Source organism: Bordetella genomosp. 5, from assembly GCF_002261315.1.
Classification (GTDB): Bacteria; Pseudomonadota; Gammaproteobacteria; order Burkholderiales; family Burkholderiaceae_B; genus Bordetella.
In genome coordinates this window covers 70,411-92,379 of record NZ_NEVP01000005.1, presented here as the reverse complement: position 1 = coordinate 92,379, position 21,969 = coordinate 70,411, and the positions used below count along the sequence as shown (strand labels likewise).

Sequence of the window (21,969 nt, the reverse complement as noted above, 5' to 3'; positions counted from 1 at the left end):
TGGCGGAGGGTTGAGCGGGCCCGGATCGCCGGCCCCGCTGCGCATCCCGTGCGGATCGCGCGGGCCACATGGTGCCCCAGACCTGTTACGCACGCTACCCCCCGCCCCCGCCGCGCTTACCATTCGAGCGTAATCCCTAAGTCTCGCATCAAAACGATCGGACGCTTCCCGGGCGCCAGGTACGACAGGCCCGGGCTTCGACGGCAGCCGCCACCGCTGGCGCACAGTCCGCCAGCCCTGGGGGATGGGCAAGCGTGCGGCCCCCGTGATCTACTGCGCTGAGCGCCGCGCGCGGCCGCACCGTGCGCACCCGCCGTGGCCGCGGCCCGCACCGCCGGGGTGGCGCAGGCTGCCGCCGCCCACTGGCCGTCCTATAGGAGTACGCATGTCCCTTCGCCCTGCCCCCGCCGACGCGCCGTCCAATCCGGCTCGCGCCCGCCTGCTGCGCGCCGGCCTCGCCGCCTGCGCCGTCGCCGCGGGTACGCGTGTGCTGCCGGCGCACGGGCAGTCCGCCTCCGCGCTCGCGCGGCGCAGGATCCCGTCGAGCGGCGCGTTGCTTCCCGTCATCGGCTGCGGCACCTACATCGGCTTCGATGCCGCCGAGGGCAAGGCCGCGGGTGGCGAGCTCGACGGCGTGGTCCGTGCGCTGGTCGACGGCGGCGGGTCGGTGCTCGACAGCTCGCCGATGTACGGGCGCGCCGAAGCCGTCACCGGCGAGATCGTGCAGCGCCTGGGCCTGCGTGACCGCACCTTTCTCGCCACCAAGGTCTGGACCAGTGGCCGGGCCGCGGGCATCGCCCAGATGGAAGACTCGTTCCGGCTGCTGCGCACCGATCACATCGATCTCATGCAGATCCACAACCTGCTGGACTGGCGCACCCATCTGCCGCAACTGCGGCAGTGGCAGGCCGACGGCCGCATCCGCTATCTCGGCATCACGCACTACACCTCGAGCGCCTACGATCAGGTGGAGGCGGTGCTGCGCCAGGAAAAGCTCGACTTTCTGCAGATCAATTACGCCGCCGACGACCGGGAGGCGGCGCGACGCATCCTGCCGCTCGCCGCGGAGCGCGGCGTGGCGGTCATCATCAACCGCCCGTTCGGGGGCGGCGGCCTGCTGCGCCGCCTGGCGGACCGGCCGCTGCCCGGCTGGGCCGGCGAGATCGGCGCGGGCTCCTGGGCCCAGGTGCTGCTGAAATTCGTGTTGTCGCAGCCCGCCGTGACCTGTGCCATTCCGGGCACCGCGCGTGTGCGCCACATGCGCGACAACCTGGCGGCGGGCAGCGGCACGATTCCGGAGCCCGGCTGGTGGAAAGACAAGTTGGAAGCGCTACGTTAGCCATCCCTCGGTATAGCTATTCCACTTGCGCGGAATTTGCAATAATGAGCCGCTTTTCGCGGAACTTTCCGACCCAGGCCCGGCTCTGACTCGCGCTCTTGCGCCCGACACTGTCCCGTCCCGCGTCAGATCTCTAACACCTCTACTAGCCGAGTTCCTACCATGATTAAATCCGACGACACTGGCAAGCTGATCCTGCGTCTCGCCCTGGGCATCCTGATCCTGCTGCATGGCCTGTTCAAACTGAGCAGCGGCGTGGGCGGCATCGCCGGCATGCTCTCGCAGCACGGCCTGCCTGCCTTCCTGGCCTACGGCGCCTATGTGGGCGAAATCGTTGGCCCCCTGCTCATCATCCTGGGCATCTACACGCGCCTCGGCGCGCTCATCATCGCCGTCAACATGGTGGTTGCGATCCTGCTGGCCCACAGCCATCAGATCGCGGCGCTCAACGCCCAGACCGGCGGCTGGCAGATCGAGCTGCAGGGCATGTTCCTGTTCACGGCGCTGGCGCTGATGTTCATGGGCGCGGGCCGCTTCAGCCTCGCCGGCTCCGGCGGCCGCTGGAACTGATCCTGGCTTGGACAACCGGCCGGTGCGCGAGCGCCGGCCGGTTTTTTTATGCGCGCCGTCGATGCGCAGGAGAGCCGCACCGGCGTCGCGCGTCGGCCGCCGCTGCAACAATTGTCAATGCCAGTCACCGATTAAAGGTGTTTCTCATCCATTACATCGATGCACGCGGCCCGCGCACGGTGGCCTAATGGAAGCATCCAGACTCGGCGCCGCCTGCCGGCGCGCCACCCGGACCCGCACCATGAAGAACCCTCGTCTTTCCCCGCTCGCGCTGCCCCGCCACGCCGGCCGGCTGGCCTTGCCGCTCGTCCTGCCCCTGCTGGCGGCCTGCGCGCAGGCCCAGGTTGCCGATCCCGCCTATGCGCCCGGCTACGATCCCGCTTACGACGCCGCCTACCCCGCGGCTCAGGGCACCGATCCGGCCACCGCCAACATGGCGCCGGTGTCCATCTCTCAGGAAGCCCCGCCGCCGCTGCCGGCCTATCAGCAGCCTCCGGTGCCGGGAGATGGCTATATCTGGGTGCCCGGTTACTGGGCCCGCAATGCCATCGGCTTTTACTGGGTGCCCGGCGCCTGGGTCATCGCGCCGTATGCCGGCGCGCTCTGGACCCCGGGATACTGGGCCTACGACACCAGCTACTACCGCTGGAACCCCGGCTACTGGGGTCCTCACGTGGGCTTCTATGGCGGCATCAACTACGGCTATGGCTACCTCGGCTTCGGCTACGTGGGCGGCTACTGGAACGCGGACCGCTTCTACTACAACCGCGCCGTCACCATGGTCAACGTCACCCGCGTGAAGTACGTCTACGATCGCCGTATCGACGTGCACGACTACGACCGCGGCCGCATCAGCTATCACGGCGGCCCGCGCGGCATCCAGCGCGCGCCGAGCCCGCAGGAGCTTGCCGCGCGCAACGAGCGCCACCGCCCGCCCACGCAGGCGCAGTTCGATCACGCGCGCTGGGCCGGCAACGAACGCGGCCAGCGCTACGGTCATGGCAACGGGCCGGCGCGCATGGCCGACGACCGGCCGATCGGCGGCCCCCGCGACGGACGGCGTTGGGACGACGGGCAGCCTGGCCGCGGCAATGTCGCGCAAGGCGGCCGCCCGGGACAGGAATGGAGCACGCGTCCGAACCCGCAGCGCCCGGATCGCGACAACCTCACCCCCAATCCGAATCGTCCCGACAACGGCCAGCTACGGCCCAACCCCAATCGCCCCGACGGCGGACAACTCACGCCGCGGCCGCAGCCGCCGCTGCCCAACGGGCACCCCGGCTTCTCGCGGCCCGCGCCGACGCCCTCGCCCACGCGACCGGAAACGGGGCGTGGGCCCGACAACCGCCCGGGCCAGGGCCGTCCCGACACGGGGCGGCCTGGCGCGGCCCGGCCTGACGTGGCGCGGCCTGACGCGGCCCGGCCGTCGCGCCCCCGGCCGGACGGTGGCCAGCCCGGCGCCGGCGGAGGTTCCGGACGGCCCCAGGCCGAGCGGCCGCCGCAACGCGAAAGCCGTCCGCCTCCCCAGCGCGAGGCGCGGCCCCAAAACCCCAACGCCGGACAGCCGCAGCAACAGCGCGGCCCGGAGCGCGCAGCGCCTCGCGGCAATGATCGCGGCGACGGCGGCGGTCGCGGGGGCGGAGGCGGAGATCGGGGCGGTGGCGGCGGTGGCGGTGGCGGTGGCGGCGGCCCCCGCTCCGATCGCGGCTGAGCCTGACGAAAAAAGGCATCGGAGGATCCGATGCCTTTTCTCTTTTGGTTGCATGCGCAACCAACTGCACAACCCCGGCCGTCGCGGGCGCAGGGTCGTCAGCGCGGGCCGCGCAAGCCGCCGCGATTACTTGCCGTCGAGCTCACGCTTTGCAGCGGCGAGATCGTCGTTGTAGTTGCGGCGCGCTTCGGCCTCGCAACCCTTGCGCTCGGCAGCGCCCATCGCGCGGCACTGCTTGCGCGACTCATCGTAGCCATTCACGGCTTCCTTGCGCTTGGTTTCGTAGCGCTGCTTGGGCGTCACGTCCTCGCGGTGCCATTGCGGCGGATCGCCCGGCAAGGCCACCGGCGCCGGCGCGGGGGCGCCCATCGGTGCGGCCGCGCCAGCCGGAGGCGGCGGCGGAGTCTGATAGCCCGGGCGGGGCGGCGGGGTCTGGTAACCCGGCTGCGGCGCCGGAGGGGGCGTCTGGTAGCCGGGTTGGGGCGCGGCCGGCGCATTCTGATAGCCCGGCTGCGGGGCCGGCGTCTGATAGCCAGGCTGCTGGGCCGGCGGCGTCTGGTACGTCTGCGTGGGCGTGGCGGCGCCAGGGGCCGGCGGCTGCCAGCCCTGCGCGTGCGCGGCGCCAGCGCCGAACACCATGGCGGCGGTCAGGCTCGCGGCCAGCACCGGGCGGGACAAGATACGGGACAGCGGACGGACACGCGATTGTTCGAGTTGGTTCATGACATCCTCCTTGCCGTGATGACGCGGTTTAGACCCCCTCAGACTCCCTGATCGGCACGCACCGGTCAACGGGCCCACGTAAACGAATGTGTACGGGATCGGCGCGTAACTGGACCGGAGAAACATCTGTCTATAAATTAACGCAAGGCCTGCGAGGATTGCGACAGAAACCCCTGCCGCACGGGCCGCCAGGAGTCCTTCATGTCCGTCTTTTCTTTCGGCAAACTGCGCGGCCTGCGCGTCTTGCATGGTCTGGCGCTGAGCACCGCGCTGACCGCCCTATCGCTTTCCGGCGCGGCGCATGCCGAGCTGCCGGCGGGCGCCAAGGCCCCCACGTTCTCCACCGAAGCGGCCCTCGCCGGCAAGGTGTTCCGCTACGACCTCGGCGCGGCGTTGCGCGACGGCCCCGTGGTCCTCTACTTCTACCCCGCGGCGTTCACCCAGGGCTGCTCGCTCGAGGCGCGCGCGTTCGCCGAGGCCATCGATCAGTACAAGGCGCTCGGGGCCAGCGTGGTCGGCGTATCGGGCGACGACATCCAGACGCTGCAGAAATTCTCGGTCAGCGAGTGCGGTGGCAAGTTTCCCGTGGCCGCGGGCACCGCCGACATCATCAAGGCCTACGAAGTCACCTCCAGCCGCGACCCCGCGCGCTCCAAGCGCACCTCGTACGTCATCTCGCCCAAGGGCGAGATCGTGTACAGCCATACCGACAGCAACTTCGAGCACCACGTGACCAACACGCTCAAGGCCGTGCAGGACTGGAAGGCGAAGCAGCCGTCCTGAGCGCGCGTCCGGTCCCGGCCACGTGCCGGGACCTGTGCGGATCGTTGCAGGCGCAACGGACCCGCGCGACCCGTTCACAAAAAAATGGCCCCGCTTGCGCGGGGCCCTTGCGTTGCGGACCACGACCCGGCCGCGGCGCGTCGCTCAGGGCAGGATTTCCTGCACCCGCTCGGCCGGGCGGCACAGGCGCGCGCCGCGCTCGGTCACGACGAACGGGCGGTTGATCAGGATGGGGTTCTCGACCATCGCGTCGAGCAAGGCTTCGTCGTCGACACCGGGCTCGCCCAGGCCGAGCACGTCGTAAAGCGACTCTTTGCTGCGCACGGCCTCGCGCACGGACAGCCCCGACTGCTGAATCAGCCCGGCCAGCGTGGGACGCGACGGCGGCGTCTTGAGATACTCGATGATGGTGGGTTCGATCCCCGCGTCCCGCAGGGCCTGCAACACGTTGCGCGAGGTACTGCAACGCGGGTTGTGATAGATGGTGGCGGACATGAGGGCTCCTCAGAGGTTGCACGGTGCTGCCGAAGCGCGCCGCGCGGCTTGCTGAAACAAGCGCCCAGTCTACCCCGGCCGCGCGCCGGCCGGTGCCTTACCCCTTCAGTTGAACGGCCATACCGTCGGATGGGTGCCGGGCGGCACCGAGGGCCGCGTCCAGCGTGCCGGCGTGGCCGAGAATTGCGCGGCATGACGCACCGCGCGCAGCGAGCCGAAGCCCGAGGTCTCGGTGTCGAGCAGGCCTTCGATATCGGGCAAGGGACAGGCAAGCCCGTCCGCCACGCGGCCCAGGCTGCGCAGCCACGCGGCGGTGCGGGCGAGCGACACGCGCACATGCCAGCTGCCGCCTTCGGTGCTCTGACGCGCCAGCGCGGCCAGCGCACCGAACGCCATCAAATACCCGCTCGCGTGGTCGAGGATCTGCACCGGCAGCGGCTTGGGCTGCGCCTGTCCGGCTGCCTGCGCTTCGGCGTGATTGAAGCCCGTCGCGGTCTGCACCAGCGAATCGAATCCGCGCCGCGCCGACCACGGACCCTGGGAGCCGTAAGCCGACAAGGACACGTAGACCGCGCCGGGCCGGATGCGGGCCACTTCTTCGGGACCGAATCCGAGCGCGGCCATGCCACCGGGGCGATAGCCCTGCACGAAGACATGCGCGCTGCGCAGCAGATTGCCCAAGGCGATCCGGCCATCGGCGGTCTCGAGGTCGGCATGCACCGAAAGCTTGCCGCGGCTGGTGTCGATGATGTTGTCGATGTTCGGCAGATGCGGCGAATTCACCAGCATCACGTCCGCGCCGTAGGCGGCCAGTGCGCGGCCGCAGACCGGGCCCGCGATGATGCGGGTGAGGTCGAGCACGCGGATACCCTGCAGCGGGCGGGCCTCGTGGCCGTACTTGGGCAACGGCCGCGGGTCGGCGTCACCGATGCGCTCGATGGCGACCAGCGGTTCGGACGCCAGCGCCAGCGACTGCGGATGGGCGTCCCACTCGTCGAAGCTGCGCATGGCCGCGACCGCGAGCCCCGCGTCGGCGGCCACTTGCTCGAAATCGAACGCGCGCCAACGGGTGAGCGCCTGCTCTACGGTGGCACGCGTGGAGCCATCGCCCGGCGCGCAGCCCAGCAAGGCCAGTGCGCCGTCACGATGATGCGCGAAATTGGCATGAATTCGGACCCATCCGCCATCGCCACAGGGATAGACGCCCGTGATCGGATCCCAGATATTGGGCGCGATGCCATTGATCAGGAAGTGGCTGCGGCACTCCTGGGCGGCATGCAGCATGTCCAGGGAGACGGTCTGGCGCGGCTTGCCGCGCAGATGCCAGATCTCGGCGGCCGCCAGCGCAGCCGCGGCGATGCTGGCCTGCGCCGCGGTGCCCACCGCGAACGACGAGGGCAACACGGGCTCCGTGCCGCGAAGCACCACGTGCTCCAGCGACTCATCCGGAAGATCGGCGCCACGCCAGATGTTCTGCAGGGCGTGCAGTGCCGTCTTGCCCGTCGAGTTGGTTTTCGCTTGTCCCCGCGAAAAGGGGGAGCGCAAATCCATCAAATTTCCCATAGCCTTCGTTCCACGCGTCGTTCTCACTTTTCCAGCACCTGGATTACAGAACTCCGGGTCGCCAGGCGTCAAGAAACCCGCCGCGCCACGGTGTTTCACGGTTTGACGCGTTGGAGGTGCCTGCCAGGCCGCGCCATTGCTCGCTGGCGGGGCGGCGAGCCAGCACTGGCGCGGTCTTGCACCGGACCCGGCGCGCGGCCGGACCGACGTTGCGGAGATGCTACCGCTCGTGCTTTGGTCACAACTTCACTCACGTTTTACACGAAACCACGCTGCGCGGAACCTGCGGCGCGGGCATCGTGCAGCGCACCATCGCGGCTGTCCGGGGGAGTGCTCATCCACGTAGAATGCCGGATCGCCGCGCATGTCGGACGGCCCCCCGGGCCCTGCCGCATGACGCGTTGGCATGAACATCGTACCGATCAGACTCCATGACGCACACCCTGGCCTGGCTGCGCACCGACCTGCGCCTGCACGACAACCCCGCCCTCGCCGCCGCGGCCGAAGGGGGGACCGTCACGGCGCTCTTCATGCCGGCGCCCGCGCAGTGGCGCTCGCACGGCGACGCCGCGGTCAAGGTCGACTTCTGGCTGCGCAACCTGCGCGCTTTGCAGGCCAGTCTGGCCGAACGCAACATCGCGCTCGCGCTGCTGCCCGTCGCGGATTGGGGCGAGGCACCCGAGGCGCTGGCGCGCTGGTGCCGCGACCACGACATCGCGGCCGTCCATGCCAACGCCGAGTGGGGCATCAACGAGCAGCGCCGCGATGCGGCGACCGCCGAGGCCCTGGCCGACGCAGGCATCGACTTCACCCTGCATCACGGCGGCACGCTGCTGCTACCCGGCAGCGTGCTCACCGGCAAGGGCGACACCTACAAAGTGTTCACGCCCTACGCGAAGTCCTGCCGCGCGCGCCTGCAGGGCGCCATGCCGCAGGCCGTGCGGGCACCGCGTGCTCAGCCCCAGGCGGGCCTGCGCAGTGATCCGCTGCCCGCGTCCTTCGACGGCTACGACACGCCCGACGAGGCCTTGCGCACGCAGTGGCCGGCGGGCGAGGACGCCGCGCACGAGCGCCTGCGCGCGTTTCTCGATGGCGAGATCGCCGAGTATCACGACGCGCGTGACTTCCCGGCGCAACGCGGTACCAGCATGCTCTCGCCTTATCTGGCGGCCGGGGTGCTGTCGCCCGCGCAATGCCTGCGCGCCGCGCTGTCGGCCAATCAGGGCGAGATCGACAGCGGCGGGATCGGACCGCGCACGTGGATCACCGAGCTGCTGTGGCGCGAGTTCTACCAGCACCTGCTCGCCGCATCGCCCGGCCTCTCGATGCATCAGCCGATGCGCCCCGAGACGGTGTATCTGCAGTGGCGCGACGCCCCCGACGATCTCGCCGCCTGGCAGACCGGGCGCACCGGCATCCCGATCGTCGATGCCGCGCAGCGCCAGTTGCTCGCGACGGGCTGGATGCACAATCGCCTGCGCATGGTCACGGCGATGTTTCTCACCAAGAATCTGTTGATCGACTGGCGCCAGGGCGAGGCCTGGTTCATGGCTCACCTGATCGACGGCGAGCTCGCCGCGAACAACGGCGGCTGGCAATGGAGCGCGTCCACGGGCGCGGACGCCGCGCCCTACTTCCGCGTGTTCAACCCGGTATCGCAGTCGCGCAAGTTCGATCCGCAGGGCGTGTTCTTGCGCCGCTGGCTGCCGGAGCTGGCCGACCTCGACAACGACAGCCTGCACGAGCCCAGCGCGGCCCAACGCCGCGCGACTGGCTACCCCGAGGCCATCGTCGATCTCAAGAGCAGCCGCCAGCGCGCCATCGAGGCGTTCGCCGCCCTGCCGCGCGCGCTGCCGACCTGAGCGGCCCGGCGTGCCGGGCCGTGGGCCCGCGCTCGGGCGCGCGCCGCCCCAGGCTCAGCTGCCCGGCGTTTCCGAGGCCGCCTTGTCCAGCCGGCGCAGAAACACGCCGATCTCTTTTTCCACCTGCTTGTCGCCGCGCTCGCTGGCGCAGCGCGCGCCCTGCTCCCAGGCCTCGCGCGCGCCCGCCGCATCGCCCTGCGCCAGCAAGGCGCGCCCGAGCCACTTCCAGGCCACCGAATACGTCGCATCGAACCCCAGGGCCGCCCGCAAATGCGTGACGGCCTCGGCGTATTGCTCCTGCTCGGCATAGGTTTTGCCCAGCGTGAAACGCAACAACATGTTGTCCTGTCCCTGCGCCAACATGGCGCTCAGGCGCGCGATCATCTCCGCCATAGCCGCTTTTTCCTCCGTGCTGCCCGCGCGTACGCGCGTGACCGATCCCATGATGATAGGTGCGCAAGCGCTTCAGACAGGGAAAAACCATGTGTGTCGGAGCGTTTCCCGCCACGCAAATCGCGGAATTCTTGAGCGATAGTGCGGTCCAGAACCACAGTCGTCCCTGGAAACCGCTCGTGCTCCACCGCCACCCGCATCTGTTCAAGCGCGCCGCCGCGCTGCTCCTTCTTGCCGCCGCCGCGCTCGCGCAGAGCGCCGTGCTGGCAGCGGAATCCGTCGCGCCCGCCGACCTGGCCGCGCGGGTCGACCGCCTCACCTGGGGCAGCACGCCGGCCGAGCTCGAACGTGCGCGCCAGATGGGCTGGCCCGCGTGGCGAGACGCCCAGCTGGCGCCGGCCGCCCGACCCGCCCTGCCGGCCTACGTGGCTGCGCAGATCGCGGCCATGCCGATCAGCAAGGTGGACGCACGCGAGGCGGTGCTGACGCAGCGTGCGCGCAATGCCGAGGTGCAGGAGATCCAGGATCCGGACGACAAGCTCGCGGCACGCCGCGAGAATCGCAACTATGGCCGCGAGCGCGCGGCGCAGACGCAGGCGCGGGCCGTCTGGCTCGCGCTGTATTCGCCCAATCAGTTGCAGGAGCAACTGACGTGGTTCTGGATGAACCATTTCAGCGTCTATGCGGGCAAGGCCAACGTCGGGACCGTGCTGGCCGATTACGAAGACCGCACGATCCGCGCCCATGCGCTGGGCAAGTTCAGCGACTTGTTGCGCGCCACCGCGATGTCGCCCGCCATGCTCATCTACCTGGACAACATCCGCAACACCGACGGCGCGATCAACGAGAACTACGCGCGCGAGTTGCTGGAGCTGCACACGCTGGGCGTTCATGGCGGCTACAGCCAGAAAGACGTGCAGGAGCTCGCGCGCGTGCTGACCGGCGTCGGGCTGAACCAGACCGACCAGCCCTTGAAGGTGCGCGCGGCCCTGCGTGATCGCGTGGTGGAAGACGGCCTGTTCGCGTTCAACCCGCAGCGTCACGACGCCGGCGACAAAGTGCTGCTGGGCAAGACGATCCGCGGTGGCGGATGGCCCGAGGTCGAGACCGCGCTGGACCTGCTGGCCCGCCACCCCGCCACCGCGCGGCACGTCAGCACCAAGCTGGCCGTGTACTTCGTGTCGGATACGCCGCGCAAGGCACTCATCGACGCCATGGTGCAAACCTGGCAGCGCACCGATGGCGACATCGCCGAAGTGCTGCGCACCATGATCGACTCCGACGCCTTCACCGCCTCGCTCGAGACAGGCAAGTTCAAGGACCCCACGCACTACATGATCTCGGCCGTGCGGCTGGCCTATGCCGATCGCGAGCCGATCCGCCATCCCGAGGCCGTGGTGGCCTGGCTCGACCGCATGGGCCAGCCGCTCTATCAACGCCTGACACCCGATGGCTGGCCCATGATGCAGACCGACTGGTCCGGCTCGGGGCAGATGACCACGCGCTTCGAGGCCGCGCGCGCGGTGGCCGCCGTGCCGGCCACGTTCTATCAACGCAAGGGCGAGCCCAAGCCCGAGCTCGCACCGCTGCCGCGTCTGGCCCAGGCCTATGGCCAGGACGGCCCCTTCGCCCAGTGGTCGCCCGCCTCGCGCGAGGCCATCACCGACACCCGCAACCTGCGCGACGCCAACACTTACGTGCTGGCGGCGCCGGAGTTCATGCGCCGCTAGCGCGCACGCCGCTGCCGCGCGCCGCTACCGCGCAGGCCCGCCTGACCGCCGACCGGGAGATTCCATGCATCGCCGCGACCTTCTCAAATGGGCACTCGCCCTGCCCCTCACGTGGCACGCCACGCGGCTGCTGGCCGCCCCCGCCACCGATCAGCGCCTGCTGGTGGTGTTCATGCGTGGCGCCTACGATGCGGCCAACCTGCTGGTGCCCGTAAACAGCGACTTTTATTACGAGTCGCGGCCCACCATCGCCATCCCGCGTCCGGGCGAGCGCAACGGCGCGATCGCGTTGGCCGACGGCTGGGGCCTGCACCCGGCGCTCGAGCAAAGCCTGCTTCCGCTCTATCGCGACAAGTCGCTGGCATTCGTGCCGTTCGCGGGCACCGACGACACCAGCCGCAGCCATTTCGAAACACAGAATCGCATCGAGCTGGGACGCGGTGCCGACGCGGGCGGCGCGGCCAACTCGGGCTTTCTCAACCGCCTGGTCACCGAGCTCGGGGGGCCGGTGCCCGCAGCCGCGTTCACCGAAGACGTGCCGCAGATCTTTCGCGGCAATGCGCGCGTGCCCAACATCGATCTCGGTGGCGCCAACCGCAAATCCCGCCTGGACGACGACCGCAATCGCGCGATCGCGCAGATGTACCAGGGCACCGATCTTGACGCCGCGGTGCGCGAAGGCATGCAGGTGATGGGCGACACGCGCCAGGCCCTGGCCAAGGAGCTCGCCGAGGCCAACGGCAAGTCGGTCTCCACCGAAAAGCTCGAACAGGAGGCGCGCCGCATCGGCCGCTTCATGGCCGAGCGCTACAACGTGGGCTTCGTCGATGTAGGCGGTTGGGACACCCACGTCGGCCAGGGCGGCGCGCAGGGCGTCCTCGCCACCAAGCTCGGCCAACTGGGCCGCGCGCTCGTCGCGTATGCCGACGCCATGGGGCCGGCCTGGAAGCAGACGACCGTGGTCGTCATCAGCGAATTCGGGCGGACCTTCCGCGAAAACGGCAACAAGGGCACCGACCACGGCCACGGCAGCGTCTATTGGGTGCTGGGCGGCAACGTGCGCGGCGGCCGCCTTGCCGGCCGCCAGATCGAGGTGGCGCAAAAGACCTTGCACCAGGATCGCGACTATCCGGTGCTCAACGACTACCGGGCGTTGTTCGGCGGGCTCTTCGGGCGGCTCTACGGGCTCGCGCCGGACCGGCTCGCGCGCATCTTCCCGGGCGTACCGCCGCAGGATCTGCAATTGGTGTGACGTCGCCCGCTCCCGCGCGGCGCGGCCCGGCGCTACACTGGCGGCCGAACCCGTCCGAACCCAGGCGGGGCATGCCCCACCGGGTGCCCCGCTTTTACGCTGGAGGCATCATGGCCACACTTTATGAATTCACCGCACGCGATCTCGCCGGACAGGATGTCGGGCTCGACCGCTGGCGCGGTCAGGTCGTGCTGGTGGTCAATGTGGCCTCGCAGTGCGGCTTCACGCCGCAATACACCGGCCTCGAAGACCTGTATCGCGCCTACCAGGATCGCGGTTTCGCGGTGCTGGGATTCCCGTGCAATCAATTCGGCCACCAAGAACCCGGCGACGAGGGCGCCATCCGCCAGTTCTGCGAAACGCAATACGGCATCAGCTTTCCGCTGTTCGCCAAGATCGACGTGAACGGCGCCGATGCCCACCCGCTCTACCGCTGGCTCAAAGAACAGAAGCCCGGCCTGCTCGGCACCGAAGGCATCAAGTGGAACTTCACCAAGTTCCTGATCGGCCGCGACGGCCAGGTCCTCAAGCGCTACGCTCCGACCGACACCCCCGCCTCGCTCAAATCGGATATCGAAGCCGCGTTGGCCACGCCGCTGCCCGAGTGACACGCCGGTAAGAGGCGCGCCGGCAGCACGACACCGAACCGACGGTAAGAGGCGCGCCCACGGCGCGACGTGCGCTACCGCAGCGGCGGCAGCCGCCGCGCGATGGGCGAGGTCTTCACGATGGCGGTGTTGGTCTCGGCAAACTCGGTCACGCGCTCGAGAATGGCGTCGAGCTCGCTGATCGACCGGAGCACGAGGCGCGCGACGAAGCAGTCGTCGCCGGTGACCTTGTCGCACTCGATGAAAGACTCGATCTCCGTAATCAGACGCTCCACGCGTTGCAACTGCCCCGGCAACGGGCGGATGCGCACGATGGCGGTCAGGCCATAGCCGAGCGCCGCCGGGTCGATGTCGACCGTGTAGCGGCGGATCACGCCGCTCTCCTCGAGGCGGCGCAACCGGTCCGCCACGCTGGGGGCGGACATGCCCACCTGACGCGCAAGGTCGGCGACCGAGGTGCGCGCGTGGTCCGTCAGGGCCTGCACCAGACGGCGATCGATGCCGTCGAGAATGTGATTTTCGTTTTCAAGGTCGGAAGGCATTAAATAACTCCAAAACCAAGGCTAATACTCGGCATTCAACGAGAATTATGCCTGCTCCTGCGCTTCTCCGCCTGGGATAATTTTTCCATCAAATCCCACTCCGGAGCCGCGCCATGCGCACCTTCTCCTCTCCCTCCCTGTCCTCCGCCGGCCCCGCCCCGGCCCCTCGCTCGCCCGCGTCCACGGGCCAGAGCGGTCTGTGGCAAATGGCGGGGGCCATGACCCTCTCGGGCACCATCGGCCTCTTCGTCATCGAGTCCGGCCAAAGTCCATGGAACGTCGTCTGGCTGCGCTGCGTGTTCGGCGCGCTCGGCCTGGCGCTCTACTGCTGGCGCGCCGGTCTGCTGCGCGACACCGGCTTCACGCGGCGCACGCTGCTGCTGGCGCTGGCCGCCGGCGCCGCGCTGGTGCTCAATTGGGTGCTGCTCTTCTCCGCCTACCGCCACGCGTCGATCTCCCTGGCCACGGCGGTCTACAACGTCCAGCCCTTTCTGCTGATCGGCCTGGGCGCGCTGGTGCTGGGCGAGCGGCCCGGCTGGAAGCGCGTCGGCTGGAGCGTGCTGGCCTTTGCCGGTGTGCTGCTGGTGCTCCCCTGGCACGGCACGCCGGCCGAACGGCACGAGCTGCTGCTGGGCACGCTGTACGGCCTGGGCGCGGCGCTGCTCTATGCGTTCACGGCCTTGATGGTCAAGCGGCTGCGCGCCATCCGCCCGCAACTGCTGGCGCTGGTGCAGGTCACGCTGGGCGCCGTGGCGCTCGCGCCGTTCGTGGATGTGAGCGCCCTGCCCGTCACGGCCGGCCCCTGGGCTTACCTCGTGACGCTCGGCCTCGTGCACACCACGCTGATGTACATCCTGATGTACGGCGCGATCCAGAAGCTGCCGACCACCTCGGTGGCGGCGCTGTCGTTCATCTATCCGGCCGTGGCGATCCTGGTGGATTTCGTGGCGTTCGGCCAGCGCCTCGATCCGCAGCAGTGGCTGGGCGTGGCCGCCATCTTCGCCGCGGTCGCCGGTGTCACGCTGGCCTCCCGCCCGGCGCCCACGGTGGCGGCCGCACCTCGCCGCAACGTGACGGCGCGGCTATGATGACCGGCATGAGCCAAGCCGACCTGCTGTTTCGCCGCGCCACCCGCGCCGACCTGCCCGCCATCATCGCCATGCTGGCCGACGACACCCTGGGCCAGACCCGCGAAGATCCGGCCATGCCGCCGAACGCGGCCTACGAGCGCGCCTTCGGCGCCATCGATGCCGATCCCAACCAGCTCCTGGCCGTCGCCGAGCGCGGCGGTCAGGTGATCGGCTGCCTGCAGCTGAGCTTCATTCCGGGCCTGTCGCGGCTAGGCCTGTGGCGCGGCCTCATCGAAAGCGTGCGCGTGGCCGCCAGCGAACGCGGCGCCGGCACGGGCCGCGCCCTGTTCGAATGGGCCATCGCGCAGTGCCGCGAACGCGGTTGCGGGCTGGTGCAGCTGACCACCGACAAGCGCCGCGCCGATGCCCAGCGCTTCTACGCCTCGCTCGGCTTCGTCGCCACCCATGAAGGCATGAAGCTGGAACTGTAGAATCCGCCTATCGGCCGCGCCGCTTGCGCGCGGCCCCTTCATTCCGGCGCCTCACGCGGCGTGCAGCAACAGGAGTCCGTGCCATGCATGGCGAATACAAGGTCCCCGGCGGCAAGCTGGTGGTGGTGGATCTGGCGGTGGCCGACGGCCGCCTCGCCGAGGTCCGGCTCTCCGGCGATTTCTTTCTCGAACCGCCCGAGGCGATCGACGCGATCAACCGCGCGCTGACCGGCCTGCCGGCCCAGGCCAGCGAAGCCGACATCGCCGCGGCGGTCACGCGCGCCCTGCCCGCCGACGCCGAGCTGTTCGGCTTTTCGGCCGAGGCCGTCGCCGTCGTCGTGCGGAGGGCGCTCGCATGAGCCACACCGCCTGGAACGACTACGAGTGGCAACTGATCCACCCGGGTCCGCTCACGCCGATGCTGCACATGGCATTGGACGCGGTCATCACCGACGAAGTCGGCGCCGGCCTGCGGCCGCCCACGCTGCGGATCTGGGAGTGGGCCGCGCCCGCGGTGGTGATCGGCCGTTTCCAATCCCTCAAGAATGAGGTCGACCCTGAAGGCGCGCGCCGCCATGGCGTCGAAGTCGTGCGCCGCGTGAGCGGCGGCGGCGCGATGTTCGTCGAACCCGGCAACACCATCACGTATTCGCTGTCGGTGCCCGAAGCGCTGGTGCAGGGCATGAGCTTCCAAGACTCGTATGAGTTCCTCGACAGCTGGGTGATCAAGGCACTGCACGAGCTCGGCATCAAGGCCTGGTACCAGCCGCTCAACGACATCACGTCCGACGGCGGCAAGATCGGCGGCGCCGCGCAGGCGCGCCGCTCCAAAGCCGTGCTGCACCACGTGACGATGTCGTATGACATCGATGCCGACAAGATGGTCGAGGTGCTGCGCATCGGCCGCGAAAAACTCTCCGACAAGGGCACCACCAGCGCCAAGAAGCGCGTCGATCCGCTGCGCAGCCAGACCGGTCTGGCCCGCGACGTCATCATCGAACGCATGCTGCAGACCTTCAGCGGCATGTGCCACGTGACCCCGGCCACGCTGTCGCAGGACACCCTGGCCAAGGCCGAGCAGCAGGTGCGCGAGAAGTTCGCCACCGAAGACTGGATCGGCCTCGTGCCCTGAACTTTCCCGCTGCCCGCGGAGTCTGTCCCAGGGCGCGCGCGTGATCGCGAGCGCCCTGTCATCTGTTGCAAGGAGTCGTCGTTACATGCCCGGCACGCTTACCCTGACCTCGTGGCGCACGCTCGCCGCCGCCACCGCGCTCGCCGCCCTCGCCGGCTGCGCCAGCTCGCCCCCGGCCGACATCAGCCTGCCGCCCGGCGGCGCGCAAGCCGGCTCCGCCAACGCGGCCTTGCCGGCCGGCGGCCGTGCGGTGCAGGTGGGCAATCTGCGCACCGAGCGGATCGAATGGAAAGGCGTCAAGCCCGAGTGCAGCGGTGAATGCCCACGCATCGAGATCGACAGCGTCGCGTTTCCCGACATCCCGCAACTGACCAAGCTGGTCGACCGTGTGCTCGCCAGCCTCACCGGCGTCGACGAAAACCTGCGCGGCCAATACGACTCGCTCTCGACCTTCGTGCAGTATTTCTGGCGCAACGCGCAAGGCCGCGACACCACGTATTTCAAGGCCCAGGTGCGCGACGTCCAGGCCGGCGTGATCGCCGTCGAGCTGCACACCGCCCAGTACTTCACCGGCGCCGCGCACGGCATCCCGGCCACGGTCTTCCTCAACTGGCAGGTCGCCACCAACAGCGTGGTCCCGCTCGACGCCCTGTTCATCCCGGGCCGCAAACCCGAGTTCGACGCGCTGCTCAAGAGCGCCCATCAGCGCTGGCTCGGCACCAACGAAGACGCAAAGCGCGACCGCGCCGCCTACGATCGCATGTGGCCGTTCCAGCCCAGCGAGAACTACGCGCTCACCGAGAAAGGCATGGTCATCAAGTACGACGCCTATTCGATCGCGCCCTACTCCCACGGCGAACCCGAGCTGCTGATCCCCTACGACCAGTTGCGCGGCGTGCTCAAACCGGAGTTCCTGCCGCGCGGTTGACCCGGCCCTCGGCATGCAAAAAGCCCACGGCGAGCCGTGGGCTTTTTGCTGTCTCCTGCCATTCACGGGCACCTCGCGGCGCCCGCTCCGACCTTGTGTATCAGGGGTACAGACCGCGCACCTGGCGCGCCTGCAGGATGCGGGTGCACGCCACCACGAACGCGGCGGTGCGCAGCGTGATGTTGTGCTCGCGGGCGACCAGGGCGACCGACGAATAGGCTTCGCGCATCAGGCGCTCGAGGCGCTGATTGATCTCTTCTTCGCTCCAGAAGAACATCGAGAAATCCTGCACCCATTCGAAGTAGCTGACGGTCACGCCGCCGGCGTTGGCCAGCACGTCGGGCACGACGTACACGCCGTTTTCGCGCAGGATGTCGTCGGCCTCGGGGGTCGTCGGGCCGTTGGCGCCTTCGACCAGGATCTTGGCGCGCACCTGCGACGCGTTGGCCTTGGTGATCTGGCCTTCGAGCGCGGCCGGGATCAGGAATTCGGTTTCGAGGTGCCAGAAGGTCTCGGCATCGATTGCCTCGGCTTCGCCGAAGCCGCCCACACCGCCGGTGCGCGAAACGTGGGCCAGCAGACGATGCACGTCCAGGCCATTGGCATTGTGCACGGTGCCGGTGTGATCCTGCGCCGCGATGACCTTGGCGCCGGCTTCATGGAACAGGCGGGCGGCGGTGCCACCCACGTTGCCGAAGCCCTGCACCACGACGCGGGCGCCCTCGACGGGCACGCCCTGGTCGCGCGCGGCTTCGCAGGCCACCACGAACACGCCGCGGCCGGTCGCTTCGACACGGCCCAGGCTGCCGCCCAGCGCGATCGGCTTGCCGGTGACGACGCCGGTCGCGGTCGCGCCTTCGTTCATCGAATACGTGTCCATCATCCAGGCCATGGTCTGGGCGTTGGTGTTCACGTCGGGCGCGGGAATGTCTTTCGACGGTCCGATGATGACGCCGATTTCCGAGGTGTAGCGGCGCGTGACGCGCTCGATCTCGGATTGGGAGAGGTTGCGCGGATCGAGCCGCACGCCGCCCTTGGCGCCGCCATACGGCAGGTTGACCGCCGCGTTCTTGATCGACATCCAGGCCGCCAGCGCCATCACTTCGGAGAGCGTGACATCCTGGTGGAAACGCACACCGCCCTTGCCGGGACCGCGCGAGGTGTTGTGCTGGACGCGGTAGCCTTCGTAGTGCGCGACCGTGCCGTTATCGAGCTCGATGGGCACGTCGACGATCAGCGTACGCTTGGGGCGCTTGAGGGTTTCGACCCAGCGGGCCAGCGATCCCAGATACGGCGTGACGCGATCCACCTGCTGCAGGTAGATGCCCCAGGGGCCGAGATGCTGAGGGTCCAGATACGAAGGCAAAGGATGGGCGGGTTGTTGCGACATTTTGAGCGACGCTCCTCACTGAATTTGCGCCATTTTACGGATAAAAGTAGTACGTCCCCTATTAATATAAAAATATATTTAATAGGGACATATACCTGACTACCCCGTCCCGCGGGCTGGCCCACCGCTCGCCACCCGCCCCTCCCCGCCTTGCGCGGCGCCTGCATCGGACGCCCTGTGATCGCTCATGCTACGACGCCATCCGTTGCCGCGTCCAGACCTGTGTCAGACCACCCTCGGACTCGCGTCCAGATCAAGAGACGGCCCTTCCGCTGCGTCCGTTTCGCTTCTGCCCTCCCGCTCCTTTCCCGCCGCGCCGGCCCCTTCCGATTCGGCCGCGCTCAGGCCGCGACGCGGTTCTTGCCGCCGCGCTTGGCCGCGTACAGCTGGGCATCGGCACGCCGGTACAAGACCTCCCAGGCCTCCTCCGCCCCGGCCACGGCCACGCCGGCGCTGAGCGTGACGGGGGACGCGCCATCGGGCGTGCGCACCTGACGGGCGACCGCGTCGCGCAGACGTTCCGCGCGCGCCAGCGCGTCGTCGATGCCGGCACCCGGCAACAGCACTGCGAACTCCTCGCCGCCGATGCGGCCGAGCAGGTCGCCCGGCTGTGTGGCGCCTTCCAGCGCGCGCGCCACGTCCTTCAGCACCGCGTCGCCGCCGTCATGGCCGTAGACGTCGTTGATCCGCTTGAAGTCGTCCACGTCGCACAGCACCAGGGCGCACGTCGCCGGCGCGGGCACGCCGGCTCGGGCCGGTGCGAGCCGCGCGTCGAACCCACGGCGGTTCAGGAGCCCGGTCAGCCAATCGGTGTCGCCCTCGCGGCGGGCGTCGTCGAGCGCGTCCGCCGCGACCGCCGCCAGCAGCGCGATGGCCAGGCCCACGCTGAAGACCGCCAGCGACAGCTGCGTGAGCTGCCAGAAGCGCGAGTCCGCGAACGCCAGCGGGCCTTCGGGCGCGCGGCGGCCCAGGCTGAGCAGCGTGCGCGGCAGGAAGTGCAGCCCGAAGACCAGCACGATGGCGAACAGCGCGCGATCGATCCTGCGGCGGCTGCGCGCGCCGCGCATGCGCAGCGCGGTGACGCAGAACAGCGCGCCCAGCCCGCCGTTGAGCAGGTATACGCGGGCGAGCAGATTGCGATCGATATAGAAGAAGTAGGCCAGGACGCCGACCAGGGCGCCGCAGAACAGGGCATAGACCCACCACGGCAGCGGGCGTCCCGCGCGCAGCAGCAGGCTCTGGGCGACCAGGCTGGCGGCAACGGCATACAGCGTCGCGGAGACGACGGCATTGAGGCCCGTGTCGCGCGGGATGTAGAGCACCTGCGACGCCGCCCCCAGCGCGAACAGCAGGCAGGCGGCGGCCAGATGCAGCAGATGGGCACGACGCCGGAAGCCATACCAGAGGCCGAAAAACGCCAGACCGAACACCACCAGCAGCGCGGGCGCGATCAGGGACAGCGTGACACGGACTTCAGCACCGATCATGGGCACGTGCGAAGACGCCGCGCGCGAGCGGCGGGAGGGTCGAAGAAAGACGTCCGCGGCGGCAAGCCTGGCCGATCACCGCGTGGCGCAGGCCGGGGGTACGACCGCGACGCGTTCAGTAGCGGTTGAGGTTCACGCCCTGCACGCCCTGCACGCCCGAGCCATTGGTCGCGGGCGCAGCGGGAGCGGACGGCATGGCTGGCGTACCCGTTGCAGGACCGCCCGCCGCCGGGGCAGACGGCATGGACGGCGCCGACGGCAAGGAAGGCGCGCTCGGCGCGGCCGGGGCCGACGGCAGACTCGCGCCCGCCGCGCGCTGCGCGTCCCGCTCTTTCCATGTCTTGTCGGCAATGCGCTTGAGCTCTTCCGACAGGCTTTCGGATTTGCCGGCCAGCGCCCAATCGGCGGCCGAGCGGCCCTGCTGATCGGTCGTGGTCGGATCGGCGCCCGCATCCAGCAGCAACTGCACCATGTCGCGATTGCCGGACAGCGCGGCCATCATGAGCGGCGTGCGGCCCTCGCCCGACGGCGCATTGACCATGGCCTTGTGGCGCAGCAGCATGCGCGCCGTGTCGACGTTGCCCTTGGAGGCGGCATACGCGAGCGGCGTCCAGCCCAGGCGATTGACCTGCGCGCCGCGCGCGATCAGCGCCTCGGCACGCCGGGTGTCGCCGGCGATGGCCAGATACATGAGCGGCGTCTCGCCGGCCGGGTTCTCGATGTTGAGGTCGGTGCGCCGATCGGCGGCCAGCACATCGAACACCTCCCAGGCGCCTTCGGCGACCGCACGCATGATCGTGGGCTGGCCGGTGCGATGCCGCGTGTTGGGATCGGCGCCCTGCGCCAGCAGCTTCTTCAGGTCGTCCGCGCGATCGTTCGTCACGTACACCCACCAGTTGCTCATGTCGGCAGCGGCGTGGGCCGGGGGCGGCGCCACGGTGAGCGCCGCGCCGGGCACGGCGAGCGCCAGCATCAGCGGCAAGGCCGCCAGCCAGGAACGACCGCGGCCACCCGGGCGGCGTGATTCGGCGTTGCGATTGTGCTTGCTCATGCTCCCTCCTCGTGGGGCGCGATCGTTGCGCCCGCAGCCATCATGATTCGGCGCCGGCCCGCGGCAGGCCCCTCAGCGCTCGATCTTGCTGAACAGTTTGAAGAAATTCTCGGTGGAGGCCTGCGCCACTTCCGCGACCGACAGACCCTTCAGATCGGCGATCTTCTCGGCCACGTGGATCACCTTGGCCGGGTCGTTGAGCTTGCCCCGGTAAGGCACCGGCGCCAGATAAGGCGAATCCGTTTCGATCAGCAGGCGGTCGAGCGGCATGTTGGTCGCGACCTCGTGCACCACGGCGGCGTTCTTGAAAGTGACGATACCCGACAACGAGATATGAAAGTTCAGGTCCATCGCGGCCTGCGCGATCTCCCACGACTCGGTGAAACAGTGCATCACGCCACCCACCTCGTCCGCGCCCTCTTCCTTGAGGATCTTGACCGTGTCTTCGGCCGACGAACGCGTGTGGACGATGAGCGGCAGCCCGGTTTCGCGCGCGGCGCGGATGTGGCGGCGAAAACGCGCGCGCTGCCAATCGAGCGGCTCGCTCAGGCGGTAGTAGTCGAGGCCCGTCTCGCCGATCGCCACGACCTTGGGATGCCGCGCGAGGCGCACCAGCTCCTCGGGCTCGGGATCGGGCGTGTCTTCGTAATCGGGATGGACCCCGACCGAGGCCCAAAGATTGCCGTGCGGCTCGACGAGCTCGATCAGCCCCGGCCACTCGGGCATGTTCACGCTCACCACGAGCGCATGCGTGACCTGATTGGCGCGCATGCGGTCGAGCACGCCAGGCAGGTCGCCGGCGAGCTCGGGAAAATTCAGATGACAGTGCGAATCGACGTACATGGACTT

The 21,969-nt window shown here is 69.2% G+C and carries 22 protein-coding genes; 13 read left to right on the top strand and 9 right to left on the bottom strand.

The genetic code is table 11. The features are described 5' to 3' along the window. The first annotated feature begins 385 nt into the window (after positions 1–385). The 3 genes from CAL25_RS08710 to CAL25_RS24370 all read left to right on the top strand — a co-directional run bounded on the left by CAL25_RS08710 (position 386) and on the right by CAL25_RS24370 (position 3,620). Complete coding sequence (locus CAL25_RS08710) at positions 386–1,339, top strand: aldo/keto reductase (RefSeq protein ID WP_094799581.1); 954 nt, start codon at positions 386–388, stop codon at positions 1,337–1,339. Positions 1,340–1,501: 162 nt separating this feature from the next. Next, the gene (locus CAL25_RS08705) at positions 1,502–1,909 is read left to right on the top strand and encodes a DoxX family protein (RefSeq protein ID WP_094799580.1); all 408 of its coding nucleotides are present in this window, start codon (positions 1,502–1,504) and stop codon (positions 1,907–1,909) included. A gap of 241 nt (positions 1,910–2,150) precedes the next feature. Beyond that, positions 2,151–3,620, top strand: coding sequence for a YXWGXW repeat-containing protein (locus CAL25_RS24370; protein WP_249278999.1), 1,470 nt, complete (start codon positions 2,151–2,153; stop codon positions 3,618–3,620). Between the two features lie 126 nt (positions 3,621–3,746). On the opposite strand, the gene CAL25_RS08695 is transcribed toward CAL25_RS24370, so the two are convergent. Further along, entirely contained in the window at positions 3,747–4,343 is a 597-nt protein-coding gene (locus tag CAL25_RS08695; RefSeq protein ID WP_094799579.1) for a hypothetical protein, read from the bottom strand. Between the two features lie 201 nt (positions 4,344–4,544). Here CAL25_RS08695 and CAL25_RS08690 point away from each other — a divergent pair, with 201 nt between their 5' ends. Continuing rightward, positions 4,545–5,126: a peroxiredoxin gene (locus tag CAL25_RS08690; RefSeq protein ID WP_094799578.1), complete on the top strand. Its 582-nt coding sequence runs from the start codon at positions 4,545–4,547 to the stop codon at positions 5,124–5,126. Between the two features lie 144 nt (positions 5,127–5,270). Here CAL25_RS08690 and arsC read toward each other — a convergent pair whose 3' ends face one another. Next, on the bottom strand, positions 5,271–5,621 hold the full coding sequence (arsC, locus tag CAL25_RS08685; protein ID WP_094799577.1) for an arsenate reductase (glutaredoxin): 351 nt from the start codon (positions 5,619–5,621) through the stop codon (positions 5,271–5,273). Between the two features lie 105 nt (positions 5,622–5,726). Continuing rightward, entirely contained in the window at positions 5,727–7,184 is a 1,458-nt protein-coding gene (locus CAL25_RS08680; RefSeq protein ID WP_094799576.1) for a CoA transferase, read from the bottom strand. A 431-nt stretch (positions 7,185–7,615) separates the two neighbouring features. Here CAL25_RS08680 and phrB point away from each other — a divergent pair, with 431 nt between their 5' ends. After that, complete coding sequence (phrB, locus tag CAL25_RS08675; protein WP_094799575.1) at positions 7,616–9,046, top strand: deoxyribodipyrimidine photo-lyase; 1,431 nt, start codon at positions 7,616–7,618, stop codon at positions 9,044–9,046. Positions 9,047–9,100: 54 nt separating this feature from the next. Here phrB and CAL25_RS08670 read toward each other — a convergent pair whose 3' ends face one another. Then, on the bottom strand, positions 9,101–9,439 hold the full coding sequence (locus tag CAL25_RS08670) for a tetratricopeptide repeat protein (protein ID WP_094799574.1): 339 nt from the start codon (positions 9,437–9,439) through the stop codon (positions 9,101–9,103). Positions 9,440–9,618: 179 nt separating this feature from the next. Here CAL25_RS08670 and CAL25_RS08665 point away from each other — a divergent pair, with 179 nt between their 5' ends. From CAL25_RS08665 to CAL25_RS08655, 3 genes are all read left to right on the top strand, one after another. Further along, positions 9,619–11,169: a DUF1800 domain-containing protein gene (locus CAL25_RS08665; RefSeq protein ID WP_249278998.1), complete on the top strand. Its 1,551-nt coding sequence runs from the start codon at positions 9,619–9,621 to the stop codon at positions 11,167–11,169. 64 nt (positions 11,170–11,233) lie between these two features. Continuing rightward, the gene (locus CAL25_RS08660; protein ID WP_094799572.1) at positions 11,234–12,421 is read left to right on the top strand and encodes a DUF1501 domain-containing protein; all 1,188 of its coding nucleotides are present in this window, start codon (positions 11,234–11,236) and stop codon (positions 12,419–12,421) included. A gap of 110 nt (positions 12,422–12,531) precedes the next feature. After that, positions 12,532–13,029, top strand: coding sequence for a glutathione peroxidase (locus tag CAL25_RS08655; RefSeq protein ID WP_094799571.1), 498 nt, complete (start codon positions 12,532–12,534; stop codon positions 13,027–13,029). Positions 13,030–13,103: 74 nt separating this feature from the next. Here CAL25_RS08655 and CAL25_RS08650 read toward each other — a convergent pair whose 3' ends face one another. Next, a complete protein-coding gene (locus tag CAL25_RS08650) occupies positions 13,104–13,571 on the bottom strand; it encodes an Lrp/AsnC family transcriptional regulator (protein ID WP_094799570.1) in 468 nt (155 codons plus the stop codon). A 113-nt stretch (positions 13,572–13,684) separates the two neighbouring features. Here CAL25_RS08650 and CAL25_RS08645 point away from each other — a divergent pair, with 113 nt between their 5' ends. The 5 genes from CAL25_RS08645 (at position 13,685) to CAL25_RS08625 (ending at position 17,192) form a co-directional block, all read left to right on the top strand. Beyond that, positions 13,685–14,659, top strand: a complete 975-nt coding sequence (locus tag CAL25_RS08645; protein ID WP_094799569.1) for a DMT family transporter — start codon at positions 13,685–13,687, stop codon at positions 14,657–14,659. Positions 14,660–14,667: 8 nt separating this feature from the next. Next, entirely contained in the window at positions 14,668–15,132 is a 465-nt protein-coding gene (locus tag CAL25_RS08640) for a GNAT family N-acetyltransferase (RefSeq protein WP_094799599.1), read from the top strand. A gap of 83 nt (positions 15,133–15,215) precedes the next feature. Continuing rightward, on the top strand, positions 15,216–15,491 hold the full coding sequence (locus CAL25_RS24315) for a biotin--protein ligase (protein ID WP_094799568.1): 276 nt from the start codon (positions 15,216–15,218) through the stop codon (positions 15,489–15,491). After that, positions 15,488–16,264, top strand: a complete 777-nt coding sequence (locus CAL25_RS08630; protein ID WP_094799567.1) for a lipoate--protein ligase family protein — start codon at positions 15,488–15,490, stop codon at positions 16,262–16,264. Before CAL25_RS24315 ends, CAL25_RS08630 begins: the two co-directional genes overlap by 4 nt. 85 nt (positions 16,265–16,349) lie before the next feature. Then, complete coding sequence (locus CAL25_RS08625; RefSeq protein WP_094799566.1) at positions 16,350–17,192, top strand: RsiV family protein; 843 nt, start codon at positions 16,350–16,352, stop codon at positions 17,190–17,192. 100 nt (positions 17,193–17,292) lie between these two features. Here CAL25_RS08625 and CAL25_RS08620 read toward each other — a convergent pair whose 3' ends face one another. From CAL25_RS08620 to CAL25_RS08605, 4 genes are all read right to left on the bottom strand, one after another. Further along, positions 17,293–18,582, bottom strand: coding sequence for a Glu/Leu/Phe/Val family dehydrogenase (locus CAL25_RS08620; protein ID WP_094799565.1), 1,290 nt, complete (start codon positions 18,580–18,582; stop codon positions 17,293–17,295). Positions 18,583–18,923: 341 nt separating this feature from the next. Next, positions 18,924–20,069 (bottom strand): GGDEF domain-containing protein, encoded by a 1,146-nt coding sequence (locus CAL25_RS08615; protein ID WP_094799564.1) that lies wholly within the window; start codon positions 20,067–20,069, stop codon positions 18,924–18,926. A gap of 115 nt (positions 20,070–20,184) precedes the next feature. Continuing rightward, positions 20,185–21,042, bottom strand: coding sequence for an ankyrin repeat domain-containing protein (locus CAL25_RS08610; RefSeq protein ID WP_094799598.1), 858 nt, complete (start codon positions 21,040–21,042; stop codon positions 20,185–20,187). Positions 21,043–21,192: 150 nt separating this feature from the next. After that, positions 21,193–21,963: a TatD family hydrolase gene (locus tag CAL25_RS08605; protein ID WP_094799563.1), complete on the bottom strand. Its 771-nt coding sequence runs from the start codon at positions 21,961–21,963 to the stop codon at positions 21,193–21,195. Between the last annotated feature and the right edge of the window lie 6 nt (positions 21,964–21,969).

Coding starts and splice junctions, on each gene's coding strand:
- CAL25_RS08710 (WP_094799581.1), top strand. CDS start 386: ATGTCCCTTCGCCCTGCCCCCGCCGACGCGCCGTCCAATCCGGCTCGC.
- CAL25_RS24315 (WP_094799568.1), top strand. CDS start 15,216: ATGCATGGCGAATACAAGGTCCCCGGCGGCAAGCTGGTGGTGGTGGAT.
- CAL25_RS24370 (WP_249278999.1), top strand. CDS start 2,151: ATGAAGAACCCTCGTCTTTCCCCGCTCGCGCTGCCCCGCCACGCCGGC.
- CAL25_RS08640 (WP_094799599.1), top strand. CDS start 14,668: ATGAGCCAAGCCGACCTGCTGTTTCGCCGCGCCACCCGCGCCGACCTG.
- CAL25_RS08690 (WP_094799578.1), top strand. CDS start 4,545: ATGTCCGTCTTTTCTTTCGGCAAACTGCGCGGCCTGCGCGTCTTGCAT.
- arsC (WP_094799577.1), bottom strand. CDS start 5,621: ATGTCCGCCACCATCTATCACAACCCGCGTTGCAGTACCTCGCGCAAC.
- CAL25_RS08670 (WP_094799574.1), bottom strand. CDS start 9,439: ATGGCGGAGATGATCGCGCGCCTGAGCGCCATGTTGGCGCAGGGACAG.
- CAL25_RS08610 (WP_094799598.1), bottom strand. CDS start 21,042: ATGCTGGCGCTCGCCGTGCCCGGCGCGGCGCTCACCGTGGCGCCGCCC.
- CAL25_RS08660 (WP_094799572.1), top strand. CDS start 11,234: ATGCATCGCCGCGACCTTCTCAAATGGGCACTCGCCCTGCCCCTCACG.
- CAL25_RS08620 (WP_094799565.1), bottom strand. CDS start 18,582: ATGTCGCAACAACCCGCCCATCCTTTGCCTTCGTATCTGGACCCTCAG.
- CAL25_RS08695 (WP_094799579.1), bottom strand. CDS start 4,343: ATGAACCAACTCGAACAATCGCGTGTCCGTCCGCTGTCCCGTATCTTG.
- CAL25_RS08705 (WP_094799580.1), top strand. CDS start 1,502: ATGATTAAATCCGACGACACTGGCAAGCTGATCCTGCGTCTCGCCCTG.
- CAL25_RS08645 (WP_094799569.1), top strand. CDS start 13,685: ATGCGCACCTTCTCCTCTCCCTCCCTGTCCTCCGCCGGCCCCGCCCCG.
- CAL25_RS08605 (WP_094799563.1), bottom strand. CDS start 21,963: ATGTACGTCGATTCGCACTGTCATCTGAATTTTCCCGAGCTCGCCGGC.
- CAL25_RS08615 (WP_094799564.1), bottom strand. CDS start 20,069: ATGATCGGTGCTGAAGTCCGTGTCACGCTGTCCCTGATCGCGCCCGCG.
- CAL25_RS08655 (WP_094799571.1), top strand. CDS start 12,532: ATGGCCACACTTTATGAATTCACCGCACGCGATCTCGCCGGACAGGAT.
- CAL25_RS08625 (WP_094799566.1), top strand. CDS start 16,350: ATGCCCGGCACGCTTACCCTGACCTCGTGGCGCACGCTCGCCGCCGCC.
- phrB (WP_094799575.1), top strand. CDS start 7,616: ATGACGCACACCCTGGCCTGGCTGCGCACCGACCTGCGCCTGCACGAC.
- CAL25_RS08630 (WP_094799567.1), top strand. CDS start 15,488: ATGAGCCACACCGCCTGGAACGACTACGAGTGGCAACTGATCCACCCG.
- CAL25_RS08680 (WP_094799576.1), bottom strand. CDS start 7,184: ATGGGAAATTTGATGGATTTGCGCTCCCCCTTTTCGCGGGGACAAGCG.
- CAL25_RS08650 (WP_094799570.1), bottom strand. CDS start 13,571: ATGCCTTCCGACCTTGAAAACGAAAATCACATTCTCGACGGCATCGAT.